Origin of the sequence: Sinorhizobium chiapasense (assembly GCF_036488675.1) — a bacterium.
Taxonomy (GTDB): domain Bacteria; phylum Pseudomonadota; class Alphaproteobacteria; order Rhizobiales; family Rhizobiaceae; genus Sinorhizobium; species Sinorhizobium chiapasense.
Map to the genome: position 1 here is coordinate 1,122,131 of NZ_CP133148.1, position 16,041 is coordinate 1,138,171.

13 protein-coding genes are annotated in these 16,041 nt (G+C 60.2%); 11 read left to right on the forward strand and 2 right to left on the reverse strand.

Annotated elements, in window-relative coordinates:
- Positions 1-134 precede the first annotated feature (134 nt).
- The 3 genes from RB548_RS05375 to RB548_RS05385 all read left to right on the forward strand — a co-directional run bounded on the left by RB548_RS05375 (position 135) and on the right by RB548_RS05385 (position 2,324).
- Positions 135-563 (forward strand): CoA-binding protein, encoded by a 429-nt coding sequence (locus tag RB548_RS05375; RefSeq protein WP_331373987.1) that lies wholly within the window; start codon positions 135-137, stop codon positions 561-563.
- Positions 564-680: 117 nt separating this feature from the next.
- Positions 681-1,964, forward strand: a complete 1,284-nt coding sequence (locus RB548_RS05380; protein WP_331373988.1) for an O-acetylhomoserine aminocarboxypropyltransferase — start codon at positions 681-683, stop codon at positions 1,962-1,964.
- A 15-nt stretch (positions 1,965-1,979) separates the two neighbouring features.
- Complete coding sequence (locus RB548_RS05385; RefSeq protein ID WP_331373989.1) at positions 1,980-2,324, forward strand: cupin domain-containing protein; 345 nt, start codon at positions 1,980-1,982, stop codon at positions 2,322-2,324.
- 23 nt (positions 2,325-2,347) lie between these two features.
- Here the strand turns inward: RB548_RS05385 and RB548_RS05390 are convergent, their stop codons facing one another.
- Positions 2,348-2,806 carry a MarR family winged helix-turn-helix transcriptional regulator gene (locus RB548_RS05390; protein ID WP_331373990.1) on the reverse strand — a complete coding sequence of 153 codons (459 nt, stop codon included), beginning with the start codon at positions 2,804-2,806 and terminating at the stop codon, positions 2,348-2,350.
- 221 nt (positions 2,807-3,027) lie between these two features.
- Here RB548_RS05390 and RB548_RS05395 point away from each other — a divergent pair, with 221 nt between their 5' ends.
- Positions 3,028-3,843, forward strand: coding sequence for an SDR family NAD(P)-dependent oxidoreductase (locus RB548_RS05395; protein WP_331373991.1), 816 nt, complete (start codon positions 3,028-3,030; stop codon positions 3,841-3,843).
- Between the two features lie 30 nt (positions 3,844-3,873).
- Here the strand turns inward: RB548_RS05395 and RB548_RS05400 are convergent, their stop codons facing one another.
- Positions 3,874-5,121 carry a cytochrome P450 gene (locus RB548_RS05400; RefSeq protein ID WP_331373992.1) on the reverse strand — a complete coding sequence of 416 codons (1,248 nt, stop codon included), beginning with the start codon at positions 5,119-5,121 and terminating at the stop codon, positions 3,874-3,876.
- A 215-nt stretch (positions 5,122-5,336) separates the two neighbouring features.
- On the opposite strand from RB548_RS05400, the gene RB548_RS05405 reads away from it, so the two are divergent.
- The 7 genes from RB548_RS05405 to RB548_RS05435 all read left to right on the forward strand — a co-directional run bounded on the left by RB548_RS05405 (position 5,337) and on the right by RB548_RS05435 (position 16,022).
- Positions 5,337-6,194: an endonuclease/exonuclease/phosphatase family protein gene (locus tag RB548_RS05405; protein WP_331374891.1), complete on the forward strand. Its 858-nt coding sequence runs from the start codon at positions 5,337-5,339 to the stop codon at positions 6,192-6,194.
- Between the two features lie 20 nt (positions 6,195-6,214).
- Entirely contained in the window at positions 6,215-7,774 is a 1,560-nt protein-coding gene (locus tag RB548_RS05410) for a phospholipase D family protein (RefSeq protein WP_331373993.1), read from the forward strand.
- A gap of 249 nt (positions 7,775-8,023) precedes the next feature.
- Positions 8,024-8,656: an ATP-dependent Clp endopeptidase proteolytic subunit ClpP gene (clpP, locus tag RB548_RS05415; RefSeq protein ID WP_153436929.1), complete on the forward strand. Its 633-nt coding sequence runs from the start codon at positions 8,024-8,026 to the stop codon at positions 8,654-8,656.
- Between the two features lie 289 nt (positions 8,657-8,945).
- Entirely contained in the window at positions 8,946-10,223 is a 1,278-nt protein-coding gene (gene clpX / locus RB548_RS05420; RefSeq protein ID WP_136504267.1) for an ATP-dependent Clp protease ATP-binding subunit ClpX, read from the forward strand.
- Positions 10,224-10,593: 370 nt separating this feature from the next.
- Positions 10,594-13,014 (forward strand): endopeptidase La, encoded by a 2,421-nt coding sequence (gene lon / locus RB548_RS05425; protein WP_331373994.1) that lies wholly within the window; start codon positions 10,594-10,596, stop codon positions 13,012-13,014.
- A 221-nt stretch (positions 13,015-13,235) separates the two neighbouring features.
- Positions 13,236-13,508: a DNA-binding protein HupB gene (hupB, locus tag RB548_RS05430; RefSeq protein ID WP_136504269.1), complete on the forward strand. Its 273-nt coding sequence runs from the start codon at positions 13,236-13,238 to the stop codon at positions 13,506-13,508.
- Between the two features lie 318 nt (positions 13,509-13,826).
- Positions 13,827-16,022: an esterase-like activity of phytase family protein gene (locus RB548_RS05435; RefSeq protein ID WP_331373995.1), complete on the forward strand. Its 2,196-nt coding sequence runs from the start codon at positions 13,827-13,829 to the stop codon at positions 16,020-16,022.
- The last annotated feature ends 19 nt before the right edge of the window (positions 16,023-16,041 follow it).

Below are 16,041 nucleotides of genomic sequence, written 5' to 3' on the forward strand. Positions count from 1 at the left end.
ATCGGATTCGATCAGGCGAAGCCGAAATGCCGGCGCGGCTGTTGAAATGGTGAACGATCCCGCCCACGTTCGGTTGACTTGTCGGCGTGCGGGGCCAAGTATCCGCGCGTACGAACAATCCCTGGATGTGCAGCATGAATCACGACATCTATCCGGATTTTTATCTCGCCGACATCCTGCGCACGACGAAGACGATCGCCCTGGTCGGTGCCTCGCCAAAGAGCGAGCGGCCGAGTCACCGCGTGATGGCATTTCTGTTGCGCAAGGGATATCGCGTGATTCCGGTCAATCCGGGTCAGGCCGGCCGGACGATCCTTGACCAGCCCGTCGTGGCGAGGCTCGCGGATATCGACGAGCCTGTCGACATGGTCGATGTCTTCCGCGCCGCCTACGCACTGCCCGCGCTCGTCGACGAAATCCTCGAGCTTCCGTCCTTGCCGAGGGTGATATGGGGACAACTGTCCGTGCGGGACGACGAGGCTGCCGCCAAGGCGGAGGCCGCCGGGATCAAGGTCGTCATGGACCGCTGCCCAGCGATCGAGTATCCGCGACTCATAGGCTGACTGCATGATGCCGTAATCTGAGGCGTTCGACCGATAAATCATGCAACAATACAAAGTGCTCAGTGACCTTGCGGGTCTGATAAGACGCGCGGCGCCGGAGGGCTCAGGGAGGAATGAATGACGAAGGCCGGTCCCGGTTTCAGCACGCTTGCAATTCATGCTGGGGCCCAGCCTGACCCGACAACCGGCGCGCGGGCGACGCCGATTTACCAGACGACGAGCTTCGTTTTCGACGACACCGATCACGCCGGCGCACTTTTCGGCCTGCAGCAGTTCGGCAACATCTACACCCGGATCATGAATCCGACGCAAGCCGTGTTGGAAGAGCGCATCGCCGCACTCGAGGGCGGCACGGCTGCACTTGCTGTCGCTTCGGGACATGCGGCACAGCTTCTCGTGTTCCACACGATCATGGGGCCGGGCGACAACTTCGTCGCCGCGAAGCAGCTCTATGGCGGCTCCGTCAACCAGTTCGGCCATGCCTTCAAATCGTTCGACTGGCAGGTTCGCTGGGCGGACTGCGCGGATCCTGCAAGCTTCGATGCCAGGATCGATGAGCGAACCAAGGCAATATTCATCGAAAGTCTCGCCAATCCTGGTGGCACCTTCGTCGATATCGCGGCGATCGCCGAGGTGGCGCGCAGACATAGCCTGCCGTTGATCGTCGACAACACAATGGCGACACCCTATCTGCTGCGGCCGCTGGAGCACGGCGCGGACATCGTCGTTCACTCGCTCACCAAGTTCATCGGCGGCCACGGCAATTCGATGGGCGGGATCATCGTCGATGGCGGCACCTTCGACTGGTCGAAGCCGGGAAAATACCCGCTTCTTTCCAAACCGCGCCCGGAATATGCCGGCGTCGTGCTGCAGGAGGCCTTCGGCAATTTCGCGTTCGCCATCGCGGCGCGCGTGCTCGGCCTGCGCGATTTCGGGCCGGCGATCTCGCCGTTCAACGCCTTCATGATCCTGACCGGCATCGAGACGCTGCCGCTCCGGATGCAGCGCCACTGCGACAATGCCCTTGCGGTTGCAAGGTGGCTGAAGGAACACGACAAGGTATCCTGGGTTCGCTATTCCGGTCTCGACGATGATCCGAACAAGGCGCTTCAGAAGCGCTATTCCCCGAAGGGGGCGGGTGCGGTCTTCACCTTTGGTCTGGAAGGCGGTTACGAGGCTGGAAGACGCTTCGTCGAAGGGCTCGAACTGTTCTCGCACCTCGCCAATATCGGTGACACGCGGTCGCTCGTCATCCACCCGGCATCGACCACGCATCGCCAGCTCACGCCGGAACAGCAGGTCGCGGCCGGCGCTGGGCCTGACGTCATCCGCCTTTCCATCGGCATCGAGGACGTTGCCGACATACTTGCCGACCTTGAACAGTCCCTTGCGAAGATCTGAAGCGGTGGTGCACCCATGACCAGTTTCCTAAAGTTCGATCTGTCTTCCGTCGAAGCGGAACTTGGCGCGCCAGCGTCCGACCGGCTGATTTCCGGGAATCCCGAGTTTCGCACCTGGAACTTGGAGGAGGCGGGCGGCGCCCTCTATGCGGGCATATGGGAAGCGACGCCCGGAAAGGGGCGGATCGTTTACGACGAATGGGAGTATTTCCACATCCTGTCCGGTCATTCGATCGTAACCGAAGAAGGGCATGAGCCCGTTCACCTGCGGGCCGGCGACAGCATGGTCCTCAGACCTGGCTTCAAGGGAATCTGGGAAGTCGTTGAAACGACTCGCAAGGACTATGTCATCCGCCTGTAATCGCGCTACGCCGCGATCAATGCTCAGCCACTTCTATAGGTATCGGCAAAGCTGCTCGCTGCGATCAGGTTCAGGTCCTTGCGCAGCGCTTCGGACTGCGCCTTGCCGTAGCTTTTATCAAAACGGGCCTGCGCTTCCGTCCATAATGCCAGCGCTTCCTCTTGTTTCCTTAAGCCGAGTGGGGTGAGTTGCACCCGTTTCACGCGGCGGTCATTTCGATCGGGCACGAGTTCGACGTAGCCGTCGCGAACGAGCGGCTTCAGTGTGTGGCCGAGCGCCGAGAGATCCATGACCATGAGGTCGGCGAGCGTCTTTAGCGAGGCGTCACCGCTTCGCCAGATCTGGCTCAGCAGAGAGAATTGCGTGATCTTGAGGCCGCTTGCGGCGAGGACATCATCATAAAGCTGGCTCAGTTGGCGCGAAGCGCGCCTCAACGCAGTGTTGGTGCAGACGTCCCATACGCCGATATCGTCTTTCGTCACCGATCGCCTCCTCTGCGCTGCCGCGCTAGAGCATCCTGCTTTCACGTGGGTTCACTGAAAGCAGAAGGATGCTCTAGATTCAAAACTTTGGAGCGTCCGTTGCGCGTTCATTTGAACGCGCGGCGCTCTAGCACTTTCGTAGTGTCTCCCTTGTCGAGCGTCCAGTTGCGGCTTATATAGTGGCATATGCCAGTAAATCGAAGCCACGAACGGAGTGAGAAATGAATGCAGCAGTCTACAAGGGAACGGCGCTGGTCACCGGCGCCTCTTCCGGTATCGGCGCCACCTATGCGGACCGTCTGGCGCAACGCGGGCATAATCTCGTTCTGGTCGCACGTGATGAAAAGCGCCTGCGCGAACTCGCCGCCCGCCTTGGCACGCAATACGGCGTAAAAATCGATGTCCTCAGAGCGGATTTGACGTCGAAGGAAGATGTGCGAACTGTCGAGAAACGGTTGCGCGAAGACGAGGCGATCGAGCTTCTCGTCAACAATGCCGGTATCGGGCCGAAGGGACCGCTGTTGAACGACGACCCTGACTATCTCGACACCATGATCGACCTCAACGTCGTCGCCGTAAACCGTCTTGCAGTCGCCGCAGCCCAGGTCTTTGCCGAACGCGGCAGGGGTGCAATCATCAATATCGCCTCGGTCGTCGCGCTCGTTCCAGAGCGCTTCAACGGCACGTACAATGCAAGCAAGGCATTCGTGCTCAACCTCACGCAAGCGATCAATGCGGAAGTCGCCGACAAGGGCGTGAAGGTTCAAGCCGTCTTGCCGGGCCTCACCCGCACGGAGATCTTCGAACGCGCGGGCGTGTCGTCGAGCCGGTTCGATCCGTCGATGGTCATGGATGTGACCGACATGGTCGATGCGGCCCTTGCGGGCTTCGATCAGGGCGAACTGATCACGATTCCCTCACTGCCGGATCCGCGCGACTGGCAGGCTTTCTTCGAGGCGCGCATGGTGCTCGCACCCAATCTCTCTCACGACCGCCCGGCGGAGCGCTACGGCGTGCGGCGGGCCGAGGCTGTCTAACCCAATCTCTGCCGCCGCTCGATCCGCCGGCTACCAGATGAGATCCAGGCGATCCAGGCCGTGGAAATGGAAGCTATCCTTGACATGCGGCTCGTTCTTGAGCCGCATGCCCGGCAGGCGTCGGAAAAGGATCGGCAGGGAAAGCTTGAGTTCGAGGCGCGCGAGCGGCGCACCGATGCAAAAGTGCAGACCCGCACCGAACGAAACATTCGGGCCTTCGTCGCGATCCGGTCTGAACGTGCCGGGTGCCGAGAACTTCCGCGGATCGACATTGGCCGCACCCAGCATCAGCCCGATCTTGTCACCCTTCCTGAGGGCGATGCCGTCCTCGAGCTCGATATCCGCCAGCACATAGCGCTGGAAGATATGCAGCGGTGCCGCGAAGCGCAGGCATTCTTCGACAGTCCGTTCCGTCGATTCCTCGGTTGCGAAGAGTTCAGCCGGGGAAAGACCCGATTGAAGGATCGTGCGCACGGCATTACCGATCTGATGGACCGTTGCCTCGTGACCGGCATTCAAGAGCAACACGGTCGTCGAGATCAGTTCGGCGTCCGACAGTCGCTCCCCATCCTTCTCCGAAACGATCATATGCGTCAGCAGGTCGTCGCCCGGATCAGAGCGCTTTTCAGCGATGACGTCGCTCAGATAGGCGGCGAATTCGGCGGACGCCTGATTGGCGTCGAGCTCCGTTTCGAAGGTCGGATTGAAGACGTACATCCGGACCATGCGATGCGACCAGTCGAGAAGGCGAGGGGCCGCGTCCACTGGAATCCCCAGCATGCGCGCGATGATGGTCACCGGGATCGTCTCGGCATACGTCTTCAGCAATTCGACCTCGCCGTTCTTCTCGAAACTATCGATGACGGCGTGCGAAAGCGTCTCTATCTCGGGTCTAAGCTGTTCGATCTGCCGCGAAACAAAAGCGCGGTTGACGAGCGTCCTCAGCCGCGTGTGCGCCGGCGGCTCCAGTTCCAGCAGCGAATGCGCCTCCAGCGCATCGAAATCCTTCAGATGCGGTTTCGGCTCGGGCATTCCAAGTTCGTCGCGCGTCGCGACATGCAGGATCTGGCGACCGAAACGGCGGTCACGCAGAAGGCCGTTCACCTGATCATAGCCGGCAAAATACCATTGCTGCCGTTCCTCCCAGAAGAAGGCCGGACATTGCGCATGGAGGGCCGCATAGGCCGGGAGCGGATTGCGGAAGAAGTCCGGATTGCGAACGTCGAGAGAAACGCGACGGCTGGAACCGTTGATCGAAATACCGGGAACTTCGGGCATGACTCAACTCTTCACGTATGGGTAGACTCGCTGCTTCATCTGCATCTCTATTGCGCCGGACGCCGGTGCCGCAAGCGTAATCGGTCGACGCACGTGTGGTGCAGGCTGTCGATGTGAGATCAATGGTCCTGAACGAACAAGATGCGTGGCCCGGACTTTTTCGGTAGCACGGGCCTACCTATTTGAGCATGATGCGGCAGCAAGCAGGGAGCGGCATGGCAAAAGTTCATAACAGTTTATCCGCGGGCATCCTGGCGGCGATCCGCAAGCGACGGCCCACGGTCGTGGGGCGTGATGCGGCGGTGGATCGCGGGGACATCGTCATAGCTTCCTACAATATCCATAAATGCGTCGGCACCGATGGCCGGTTTGATCCGGCGCGCACCGGCCAGGTCATCAGCGAGATCGGCGCGGATATTGTCGCCCTGCAGGAAGCGGATCAGCGCTTCGGCGAACGTGCCGGCCTTCTCGATCTCGAACACCTGCGGCGTGAGGCGCATCTGGTATCGGTGCCGATTTCACCCTTTTCCGCCAAAGGGCACGGCTGGCACGGTAACGTCCTCTTGCTGAGAGAAGGGGCGGTTTCTGACATCCGCCAGTTGAAGCTGCCCGGTGTCGAGCCGCGCGGCGCCCTCGTGGTCGACCTCGACCTCAAGGCCGGACCGCTACGGGTGATCGCCGCCCACCTTGGACTGTTGCGTCACTCCCGAGCCCAGCAGGCCGAAGCCATTCTGCGTGCTGCCGCCGACGGGGTCGGTCGACCAACGCTGCTTATCGGCGACCTCAACGAATGGCGCATGGGCAAGCGTTCATCACTCAAGTTTCTGAGCCCGACCTTTGATCCCTCGCACGCGACGGTCGCCAGTTTTCCGTCGCGTTTTCCGCTGCTTCCGCTCGATCGGGTGCTTGGTAATCCGCATCATCTGGTGACGTCCGTGGCGGTGCATGACTCGCCGCTCGCGCGTATTGCCTCGGACCATCTGCCGGTAAAGGCATCGATTGACCTGAAGGCCGTTCACAAAAGCGAAAACGATCCGGGTCGCGCCGAGTTGATCGGGACGGATTCGGCTTAAGCAGGCTGAGGCGGCGTGCGATGGTGTCTTGGATTGCGGTTTCTCTCGCCGTTGTGATCGCCGTCGCCGGTGCGGCGATCCTCTACGTCTACGGGCGGCTCGGACGTCGTCCGCAGGCACAGCCCTCCTTTGCGCTGCCTGTCGCCGAGAACGAAACGGAGATCGACATGGACATCGGTCTGCTCCTGCTCGATCACCCTCACCAGAGCGGCGTGGCGTTGATATCCGACAACATAGAGGCCTTTGTCGCGAGGGCGCACGCCGCACGGCGAGCCGGGCGCAGCCTCGACCTGCAATATTATTACTGGAAGGACGATCTGACCGGGTTTCTGCTGACCCGCGAACTCGTCATGGCCGCCGACCGCGGCGTGCGTGTTCGATTGCTGCTCGACGATATCAATGCGGGGATCCATGATCGCCTGTGCATCTCGCTTGATGCCCATCCGAATATCGACGTGCGCCTGTTCAATCCAAGCCGGGCGCGGACAGACCGCTTTCGCCGCGGCTTCGAGATGGCTATCCGGGCGTTCAGCGCGACACGCCGCATGCACAACAAACTGTGGGTAGCGGACGGGCGGTTGGCGATTGCCGGCGGGCGCAATATTGGCGATGCCTATTTCGACGCGGCCGAACTCTCGAACTTTCGCGATCTGGATGTGTGGATGAGTGGACCGGTCGTCGATCAGGCGACAGAGATGTTCGATCGCTATTGGAACAGCGCCTCCGTCCTGCCGATCGCGGCGCTGCGTACGCCGCGCAAGCAATTTCTGCCGGCGCTGCGTGAAACGCTCGATGCGTTTGCCCGCATCCCCGCCGCGCGGTTCTACCTGGAACAGGTCGGCAAGGCGGTCGCAGAGAAGGGGTGCTTTCGGGGCAGCCGCCCGCTCCACCGGAGCGCGGATGTCCGTATTGCCTTCGATCCGCCTGAAAAGGCGCTGATGCAGAAGCGCCAGAACTGGCTGCTGCGTGAACTCTTTCCACTGATCAACGCCGCCAAGCGTGATCTGCGCATCATCTCCCCCTACTTCATCCCGGGCGCCGAAGGAACGCGCGAACTGACAGCGCTCGCCAAGAAGGGGGCGAAGGTGGCCGTGCTGACGAATTCGCTCGCCGCCACGGACGTCGCGGCTGTACATGGTGGCTATATGAAATATCGCAAAGGGCTGCTGCGCGGCGGAATAGATCTGTTCGAACTCAAGGAGCGTGGCGATTTCATCGACCGTCACCGCATGTCTCTGTTCGGCGCCCGCAATGCAAGCCTGCACACCAAGGCCTTCGTCATCGACGGGATGATCGGATATGTCGGCTCGATGAATTTCGATCCGCGTTCGGCCTCGCTCAACACGGAAATGGGGGTCGTATTTTCGGATGAGGCTCTGGCTAAAGAACTTCAGTCGATATTCGACGACGAGACATTGCCGGAGATGAGTTATAGGCTGGCGTTGGAGAATGGCAGGCCGGTCTGGCGTGATCGCTCGAACCGAACGGAAAGATTGCTGCGGCGCGAGCCGGATGCCGGTATTCTTCGGCGGCTGATCGCCGGAGCAATCCGCTTCTTGCCGCTGGAGTCCCAACTATGAAAGCGCGACGTTTCAAGCGCGGCGAGCTTTACCGATCGTTTACCGATGCGTCCGCAATGCATGTGAGCAATCGGGGAAGGCGGGCATGTGGAGGAGGGCGGACCTTGAGGCGGATGGCCCGCGACCATTATGCCTATCGAATGTTCGCGACTTGAAGTGAAGGGCATTGACACTCTATGTAAGGATAGAGGCTTATCCGATGATTCCCGGTCCGCGAGGGATTGCGGCCCCGATTGATGAAGGTTCGATATGAGAAATCCAGTTGATACGGCCATGGCGCTGGTGCCGATGGTTGTTGAGCAGACCAACCGCGGCGAACGTTCTTACGATATCTATTCGCGCCTGCTCAAGGAGCGGATCATCTTTCTGACAGGCCCGGTCGAAGATCAGATGGCAACGCTTGTATGCGCCCAGCTGCTTTTCCTCGAGGCTGAAAATCCGAAAAAGGAAATCGCGCTCTACATCAATTCGCCCGGCGGCGTCGTGACGGCCGGCATGGCGATCTACGATACGATGCAGTTCATCAAGCCGGCTGTCTCGACGCTCTGCATCGGACAGGCGGCATCCATGGGTTCGCTGTTGTTGGCGGCGGGTCACAAGGACATGCGTTTCGCGACGCCCAATTCCCGCATCATGGTGCATCAGCCTTCCGGCGGCTTCCAGGGGCAGGCGTCCGATATCGAGCGGCATGCGAGAGACATTCTGAAGATGAAGCGCCGGCTGAACGAGGTCTATGTCAAGCATTGCGGACGGACCTATGAAGAGGTCGAACAGACGCTCGATCGCGACCATTTCATGAGCTCCGAGGAGGCTCTGGACTGGGGTCTGATCGACAAGGTCATCACGTCGCGTGAGGCAGCCGAAGGCGCCGAACAGGCTTGATTTCAAGCTTTTGTGTCACCACCGATGCAATTGTGACACATTTGTAATAGCTAAGGGGCTTTATCGACAGGGTAAAGCCGTTAATATGAACCAAAGCGCTGTGTCGGAGTTTCGAAACACGGTGCTCGGGTTTCGGCGGGAGAGTCGTTGCGGCCGAAATTCAGGCGATTGCCTGGTACGGTGAGTACTCCCAAGAACCTTGCGATGGGTGGCAAGCTTTTACGCAAGGCGAATTGAGTGGTCCGGGATATCTTTCCGAAGGTGTCCGGCGTGCTGGAAGGAAGTGGAAATGAGCAAGGTCAGCGGTAGCAACGGCGGTGACTCGAAAAATACCCTCTATTGTTCGTTTTGCGGCAAGAGCCAGCATGAGGTTCGCAAGCTGATCGCAGGGCCGACCGTGTTCATCTGCGACGAATGCGTCGAACTTTGCATGGACATCATCCGCGAAGAGAACAAGACCTCGATGGTCAAGTCGCGCGATGGCGTTCCCACTCCGCAGGAAATCATCAAGGTTCTCGACGAATATGTCATCGGCCAGCAGCAGGCCAAGCGCATCCTGTCGGTCGCCGTTCACAACCATTACAAGCGCCTCGCGCATGCCGCGAAAAGCAGCGACGTGGAACTGGCAAAATCGAACATCATGCTCGTCGGGCCGACCGGTTGCGGCAAGACTTACCTGGCGCAGACCCTGGCGCGGATCATCGACGTTCCCTTCACCATGGCCGACGCGACGACCTTGACGGAAGCGGGCTATGTTGGCGAGGACGTCGAGAACATCATCCTGAAGCTGCTGCAGGCCGCCGACTACAATGTCGAGCGTGCTCAGCGCGGCATCGTCTATATCGACGAAGTCGACAAGATTTCGCGCAAGTCGGACAATCCTTCAATCACCCGCGACGTCTCCGGCGAAGGCGTGCAGCAGGCCCTCTTGAAGATCATGGAAGGCACTGTTGCGTCGGTACCGCCGCAGGGTGGCCGCAAACATCCGCAGCAGGAGTTCCTGCAGGTGGACACGACGAACATCCTGTTCATCTGCGGCGGCGCCTTTGCTGGGCTCGACAAGATCATTTCGGCTCGTGGTGAAAAGACGTCGATCGGCTTCGGTGCCACGGTGCGCGCTCCCGAAGATCGCCGCGTGGGCGAGGTATTGCGGGAGCTTGAGCCGGAAGATCTGGTCAAGTTCGGCCTGATCCCCGAGTTCATCGGCCGTCTGCCGGTTCTGGCAACACTCGAGGATCTCGATGAGGATGCACTGATCCAGATTCTTTCGGAGCCGAAGAACGCCCTGGTCAAGCAGTATCAGCGCCTGTTCGAAATGGAGGACGTCGAGTTGACCTTCCACGAGGACGCGCTGCGCGAAATCGCTCGACGCGCCATCGTGCGCAAGACCGGTGCTCGCGGCCTGCGCTCCATCATGGAAAAGATTCTGCTCGACACGATGTTCGAACTGCCGACCCTCGAAGGCGTTCGCGAGGTTGTGATATCGGATGAGGTGGTCAAGGGAACCGCACGACCGCTCTACATCTACTCGGAGCGGTCCGAAGAGAAGACCAACGTTTCGGCGTAGTCGCTCTCTCACGAATGTTTGAAAAGCCCGCCGCGAGCGGGCTTTTTCATTTCGTGCACATAGCTGTTGAGATGGGGCCTCTGCCCGTTCGATTTAATGAAACTTTGGTTGCTAAAGTGCAGTAACAACGCGATGATGCGACGATTCAGTGAAGGCCCGTTCGCTGCCTGTCGTTGATGTTTCGGCGTCCTTCCGCAAGGTCCGCAACAGCGTTCAAGCGTAAGGGACGGGAACTGTTCATGAAAGGGAGACTGCGCCGTACCTTGAAAAGGCCGCTGTTGCACTCCACTTTCATGAAGAAAAAATGACAGCCGGGAGTGCCATAGGGCTCCCGGGAACGGGCCCGAAATCGGGACGGAAAGGAAATGACATGACGAACAAAACGTCCTCGGCGACTGAAAGTGCGACCTATCCGGTTCTGCCGCTGCGTGACATCGTGGTCTTCCCGCACATGATCGTGCCGCTCTTCGTCGGGCGGGAGAAGTCGATCCGCGCGCTGGAAGAAGTCATGGGCACCGACAAGCAGATCATGCTTGCCACCCAGATCAACGCCACCGACGACGATCCGGAACCTTCCGCCATCTATCATGTCGGAACCATCGCAAACGTCTTGCAACTGCTGAAGCTGCCAGACGGGACGGTCAAGGTTCTCGTCGAAGGCCGTGCGCGTGCGGAGATCGATCGCTATACGCAGCGCGAGGAATTCTATGAAGCGCAGGCCCGTGCGCTCCACGAACCGGAAGAAGATCCGGTCGAGATCGAAGCGCTGAGCCGCTCGGTGGTGTCCGAATTCGAGAGCTACGTAAAGCTCAACAAGAAGATTTCTCCCGAGGTCGTCGGCGTCGCAAGCCAGATCGAAGACTATTCGAAGCTTGCCGACACGGTCGCATCGCACCTCTCCATCAAGATCGTCGAAAAGCAGGAGATGCTGGAGACGACGAGCGTGAAGATGCGCCTCGAAAAGGCGCTCGGCTTCATGGAAGGTGAGATTTCGGTCCTGCAGGTCGAAAAGCGCATCCGTTCGCGCGTAAAGCGCCAGATGGAGAAGACCCAGCGCGAGTACTACCTCAACGAACAGATGAAGGCGATCCAGAAGGAGCTTGGCGACAGCGAGGACGGCCGCGACGAGATGGCCGAAATCGAAGAGCGCATTGCCAAGACCAAGCTGTCCAAGGAGGCGCGCGAGAAGGCCGATGCGGAACTGAAGAAGCTGCGCCAGATGAGCCCGATGTCCGCGGAGGCGACCGTCGTGCGCAACTATCTGGACTGGCTGCTTGGTATGCCGTGGGGCAGGAAGTCCAAGATCAAGACCGACCTCAACCATGCCGAGAAGGTGCTCGATACCGACCACTTCGGCCTGGACAAGGTCAAGGAGCGCATCGTCGAGTACCTGGCGGTGCAGGCGCGTTCGTCCAAGATCAAGGGCCCGATCCTGTGCCTCGTCGGCCCTCCCGGCGTCGGCAAGACCTCGCTCGCCAAGTCGATCGCGAAGGCAACGGGCCGTGAATACATTCGCATGGCGCTTGGCGGCGTTCGCGACGAGGCTGAGATCCGCGGCCACCGCCGCACTTATATCGGCTCGATGCCCGGTAAGATCGTCCAGTCGATGAAGAAGGCGAAGAAGTCCAACCCGCTCTTCCTGCTCGACGAGGTCGACAAGATGGGCCAGGACTTCCGCGGCGACCCGTCCTCGGCATTGCTGGAAGTGCTCGATCCGGAACAGAACTCGACCTTCATGGATCACTACCTGGAAGTCGAATATGACCTCTCGAACGTGATGTTCATCACCACCGCGAATACGCTGAATATTCCGGCGCCGCTGATGGACCGCATGGAAGTGATCCGGATCGCGGGTTATACCGAAGAGGAAAAGCTGGAGATCGCAAAGCGGCACCTGTTGCCGAAGGCGATACGCGACCACGCGCTGCAGCCGAAGGAATTCTCGGTGACCGACGATGCGCTGATGGCCGTCATCCAGACCTATACGCGTGAGGCCGGCGTCCGTAATTTCGAGCGCGAACTGATGAAGCTCGCCCGCAAGGCTGTGACCGAGATCCTCAAGGGCAAGGCCAAGAAGGTCGAAGTGACGGCGGAAAACATCGCCGACTATCTCGGTGTGCCGCGGTTCCGCCACGGCGAGGCCGAGCGCGACGATCAGGTCGGCGTGGTGACGGGATTGGCCTGGACCGAGGTCGGCGGCGAATTGCTGACGATCGAAGGCGTCATGATGCCTGGCAAGGGCCGAATGACGGTGACCGGCAACCTGCGTGACGTGATGAAGGAATCGATTTCGGCGGCGGCATCCTATGTCCGTTCGCGTGCGATCGATTTCGGCATCGAGCCGCCGCTCTTCGACAAGCGCGACATCCACGTGCACTTGCCCGAAGGTGCGACGCCCAAGGACGGGCCGTCGGCGGGTGTTGCAATGGCGACGGCCATTGTCTCGGTGATGACCGGCATTCCGATCTCCAAGGACGTAGCGATGACCGGCGAGATCACCCTGCGGGGTCGCGTGCTGCCGATCGGTGGTCTGAAGGAGAAGCTGTTGGCGGCTCTGCGCGGCGGTATCAAGAAGGTGCTGATCCCCGAGGAGAACGCCAAGGATCTCGCCGAGATCCCGGACAATGTGAAGAACAACCTCGAAATCATCCCCGTTTCGCGGATGGGCGAGGTGCTCGAACATGCCCTGACGCGTCGCCCCGAACCGATCGAGTGGGACCCGGCGAACCAGCCGGCGCCGGTCGCATCGGTCGATTCGCAGGACGAAGCCGGCGCTTCGATCGCGCACTGATCAAGCCCGGGAAGGGGCGGGGGACTGTGTCCCGCTTGCGCCCCTCGCCAGAAAAACAAGGAAGACCGGCACTTTGCCGGTCTTTTTTGTTGTAAAAACCCTCCGCAAGCCTTGCATTCCAAGGGATTAGGCGCAATTGGGAATGGCAAGACGTGGGCGATGCGCAAGCTGCCCCGGCTTAACAAGACAGTCGTTTCGAACCAATTGAAAGGGGTGGAAACATGAACAAAAATGAGCTCGTGTCTGCCGTTGCTGAGAAGGCCGGACTTTCCAAGACCGATGCGTCTTCTGCAGTTGATGCAGTTTTCGAGACCATCCAGGCTGAACTGAAGAACGGTGGCGATATCCGCCTCGTCGGTTTCGGCAACTTCTCCGTGACCCGCCGCGAAGCCTCGAAGGGCCGCAACCCGTCCACGGGCGCGGAAGTCGACATCCCGGCCCGCAACGTGCCGAAGTTCACGGCCGGCAAAGGCCTCAAGGACGCTGTCAACTAATCTGGTGTTTGCGGGTTCCAGAACCCGGGCGAACATCTCATTATACCCTGTTTTGCCGTTTCCCTTGTGAGAACATAGGCAGCAGAGAGGTTCATGTTTCATCTGCCGCGGCGCCGCTTGATGGCGGAGGCAAGCAAGCAGATCAACTGAGGCCCGGTTCGCCCGGGCCTCTTTTCGTTTCCGCCTCCGTGTCATTGAGCTGTTACACGACGGTTGCAAAAGCCTCCCATCCGGCGCGTAAAACGATCAGCGATTCCGGATGCCAACAGCGGCACAGTGCAGGGGCTATTTGCCATGTGTCGCGACACGGAGGGACACATGAAGACATTTTCAATCACCACAGCATTGGCGGCAGCGCTCGCCGCATCGACGGCATCTGCCGTCCACGCAGACCAGGTTTTCAACCGCATCGCATCCTTTGCCGTCGCGGATAATCTTCCGGAAGGTGCGGATCGCAAAGCCGCGACCTCGGCCGAAATCATAACGGCAAGCGAAGACGGCAACACGCTCATCTATTCCGACAGTCCCGGAAAGCGCATCGGCTTCATCGACATCACCGATGCTAAGGCACCGAAGGCAGGCGGCATCGTATCTTTCGATGGCGAGCCGACGTCCGTTGCAGTCGCTGGCGCGAAGGCGCTTGTTGCCGTCAATACGCGCGAAAGCTTCACCAAGCCCTCCGGCCTCATCGCTGTCGTCGACCTTGCGACGAAGAAGATCGACACGACCTGCGACCTTGGCGGACAGCCGGACTCGGTTGCGGTCAACAAGGACAAGACGCTTGCCGCAATCGCGATCGAGAACGAGCGTGACGAGGACGTGAACGACGGCAAGATTCCGCAGATGCCGGCCGGCGATATCGTCATCCTCTCTCTGAAGGACGGCGTCGCGGATTGCTCGAGCATCAAGCATGTGGCGCTGACCGGTCTCGCCGAGATAGCCGGCGAAGATCCGGAGCCGGAATTCGTCGCCTTCAACGGCAAGGACGAAATCGCCCTGACGCTGCAGGAAAACAATCACCTCGTCATCATCGACGGCAAGTCCGCGAGCGTAAAGGCGCATTTCTCCGCAGGCACCGTCGATCTCAAGAACATCGACACCAAGCGTGACGGCGCCATCTCGTTCACCGGCGAGCAGGCCGGCGTAAAGCGGGAACCGGATGCCGTGAAGTGGCTCGACGACAACCGCCTGGTTGTTGCCAACGAGGGCGACTACGAAGGCGGCGCGCGCGGCTTCACCATCTTCGATACGACCGGCAAGGTACTGTTCGAATCCGGTGCAGCCCTCGAACATGCGATCGCGGCGATCGGCCACCACCCCGAGAAGCGGTCGTCGGCAAAGGGTGCCGAGCCGGAAGGCATGGAACTGGCGCAATACGGCGAAGACAGGCTCTTCTTCGTGCTCACCGAGCGCGCCTCGATCGTCGGCGTCTACAAGGACACCGGCGCCGAGCCGGAACTGCTGCAACTCCTGCCGTCTGGGATTGGACCCGAGGGCGCCGTTGCCATCCCGGGTCGCAATCTGTTTGCGACCGCCAACGAGACTGACCTCGTCGAGGACGGCGGTGCGCGGGCACACGTGATGATCTATGAACGTGGGGAGGGCGAGCCGGCCTATCCGCAGATCCGCTCGGCGGAGAAGGACGGCCTGCCGATCGGCTTCGGGGCGCTCTCCGGTCTCGCGGCTGTTGCAGAGAAGCCGGGTTTCTTGCGCGCTGTCAGCGACTCCGTATTTTCGTCGCAGCCGACGATCTTTACGATCGATGCCACGCAGAAGCCCACTCTGATCACGGAAGCGCTACGGGTCACCCGCGACGGCGCTCCCGCGCAGAAGCTCGACATCGAAGGCGTCGCCAATGATGGCGAAGGCGGCTTCTGGCTCGCCTCCGAAGGTGATGCGGACAAGCTCTACAGCCATGCGCTCTTGCACGTGAACAAGAAGGGCGAGATCAAGCAAGAAATCGCGATCCCGGCAGAGCTGCGTGCAAGCGAGACCCGTTCTGGCTTCGAGGGTATCGCGACGGTGGGCGAAGGGGACAACCAAGTCCTTTGGATGGTGGTCCAGCGTGAATGGAAGGATGACGAGAAGGGCTTTGTCAAGCTCGTCTCCTACAAGCCGGCGAGCAAGGAGTGGGGCGCCGTGCGCTATCCGCTCGACAAATCGGAAGAAGGCTGGGTCGGCCTTTCGGAAATCGCCGTCCACGGCGACTATGCCTATGTTATCGAGCGCGACAACCTGATCGGGCAAGCGGCCAAGCTGAAGAAGCTCTACCGCATCGCGCTTGCCGACCTGAAGCCGGCTGCACTCGGCGGCGAGCTGCCGATCGTCAAGAAGGAAGAGGTGCGCGACCTCATTCCGGAGCTCAAGGCGCTGAACGGCTACGTCGTCGACAAGGTCGAGGGCTTTACCGTCGACGCGGCAGGAAACGGTTATGTCGTGACGGACAACGATGGCGTCGACGACTCCTCCGGCGAAACCCTGTTCTTCTCCATCGGCGCCATCGACGCGATGTAAGCGTAGACGCCTGGAGAAA

Coding starts and splice junctions, on each gene's coding strand:
- RB548_RS05380 (WP_331373988.1), top strand. CDS start 681: ATGACGAAGGCCGGTCCCGGTTTCAGCACGCTTGCAATTCATGCTGGG.
- RB548_RS05385 (WP_331373989.1), top strand. CDS start 1,980: ATGACCAGTTTCCTAAAGTTCGATCTGTCTTCCGTCGAAGCGGAACTT.
- RB548_RS05410 (WP_331373993.1), top strand. CDS start 6,215: ATGGTGTCTTGGATTGCGGTTTCTCTCGCCGTTGTGATCGCCGTCGCC.
- lon (WP_331373994.1), top strand. CDS start 10,594: ATGACGAACAAAACGTCCTCGGCGACTGAAAGTGCGACCTATCCGGTT.
- RB548_RS05435 (WP_331373995.1), top strand. CDS start 13,827: ATGAAGACATTTTCAATCACCACAGCATTGGCGGCAGCGCTCGCCGCA.
- clpP (WP_153436929.1), top strand. CDS start 8,024: ATGAGAAATCCAGTTGATACGGCCATGGCGCTGGTGCCGATGGTTGTT.
- RB548_RS05395 (WP_331373991.1), top strand. CDS start 3,028: ATGAATGCAGCAGTCTACAAGGGAACGGCGCTGGTCACCGGCGCCTCT.
- RB548_RS05375 (WP_331373987.1), top strand. CDS start 135: ATGAATCACGACATCTATCCGGATTTTTATCTCGCCGACATCCTGCGC.
- hupB (WP_136504269.1), top strand. CDS start 13,236: ATGAACAAAAATGAGCTCGTGTCTGCCGTTGCTGAGAAGGCCGGACTT.
- RB548_RS05400 (WP_331373992.1), bottom strand. CDS start 5,121: ATGCCCGAAGTTCCCGGTATTTCGATCAACGGTTCCAGCCGTCGCGTT.
- RB548_RS05405 (WP_331374891.1), top strand. CDS start 5,337: ATGGCAAAAGTTCATAACAGTTTATCCGCGGGCATCCTGGCGGCGATC.
- clpX (WP_136504267.1), top strand. CDS start 8,946: ATGAGCAAGGTCAGCGGTAGCAACGGCGGTGACTCGAAAAATACCCTC.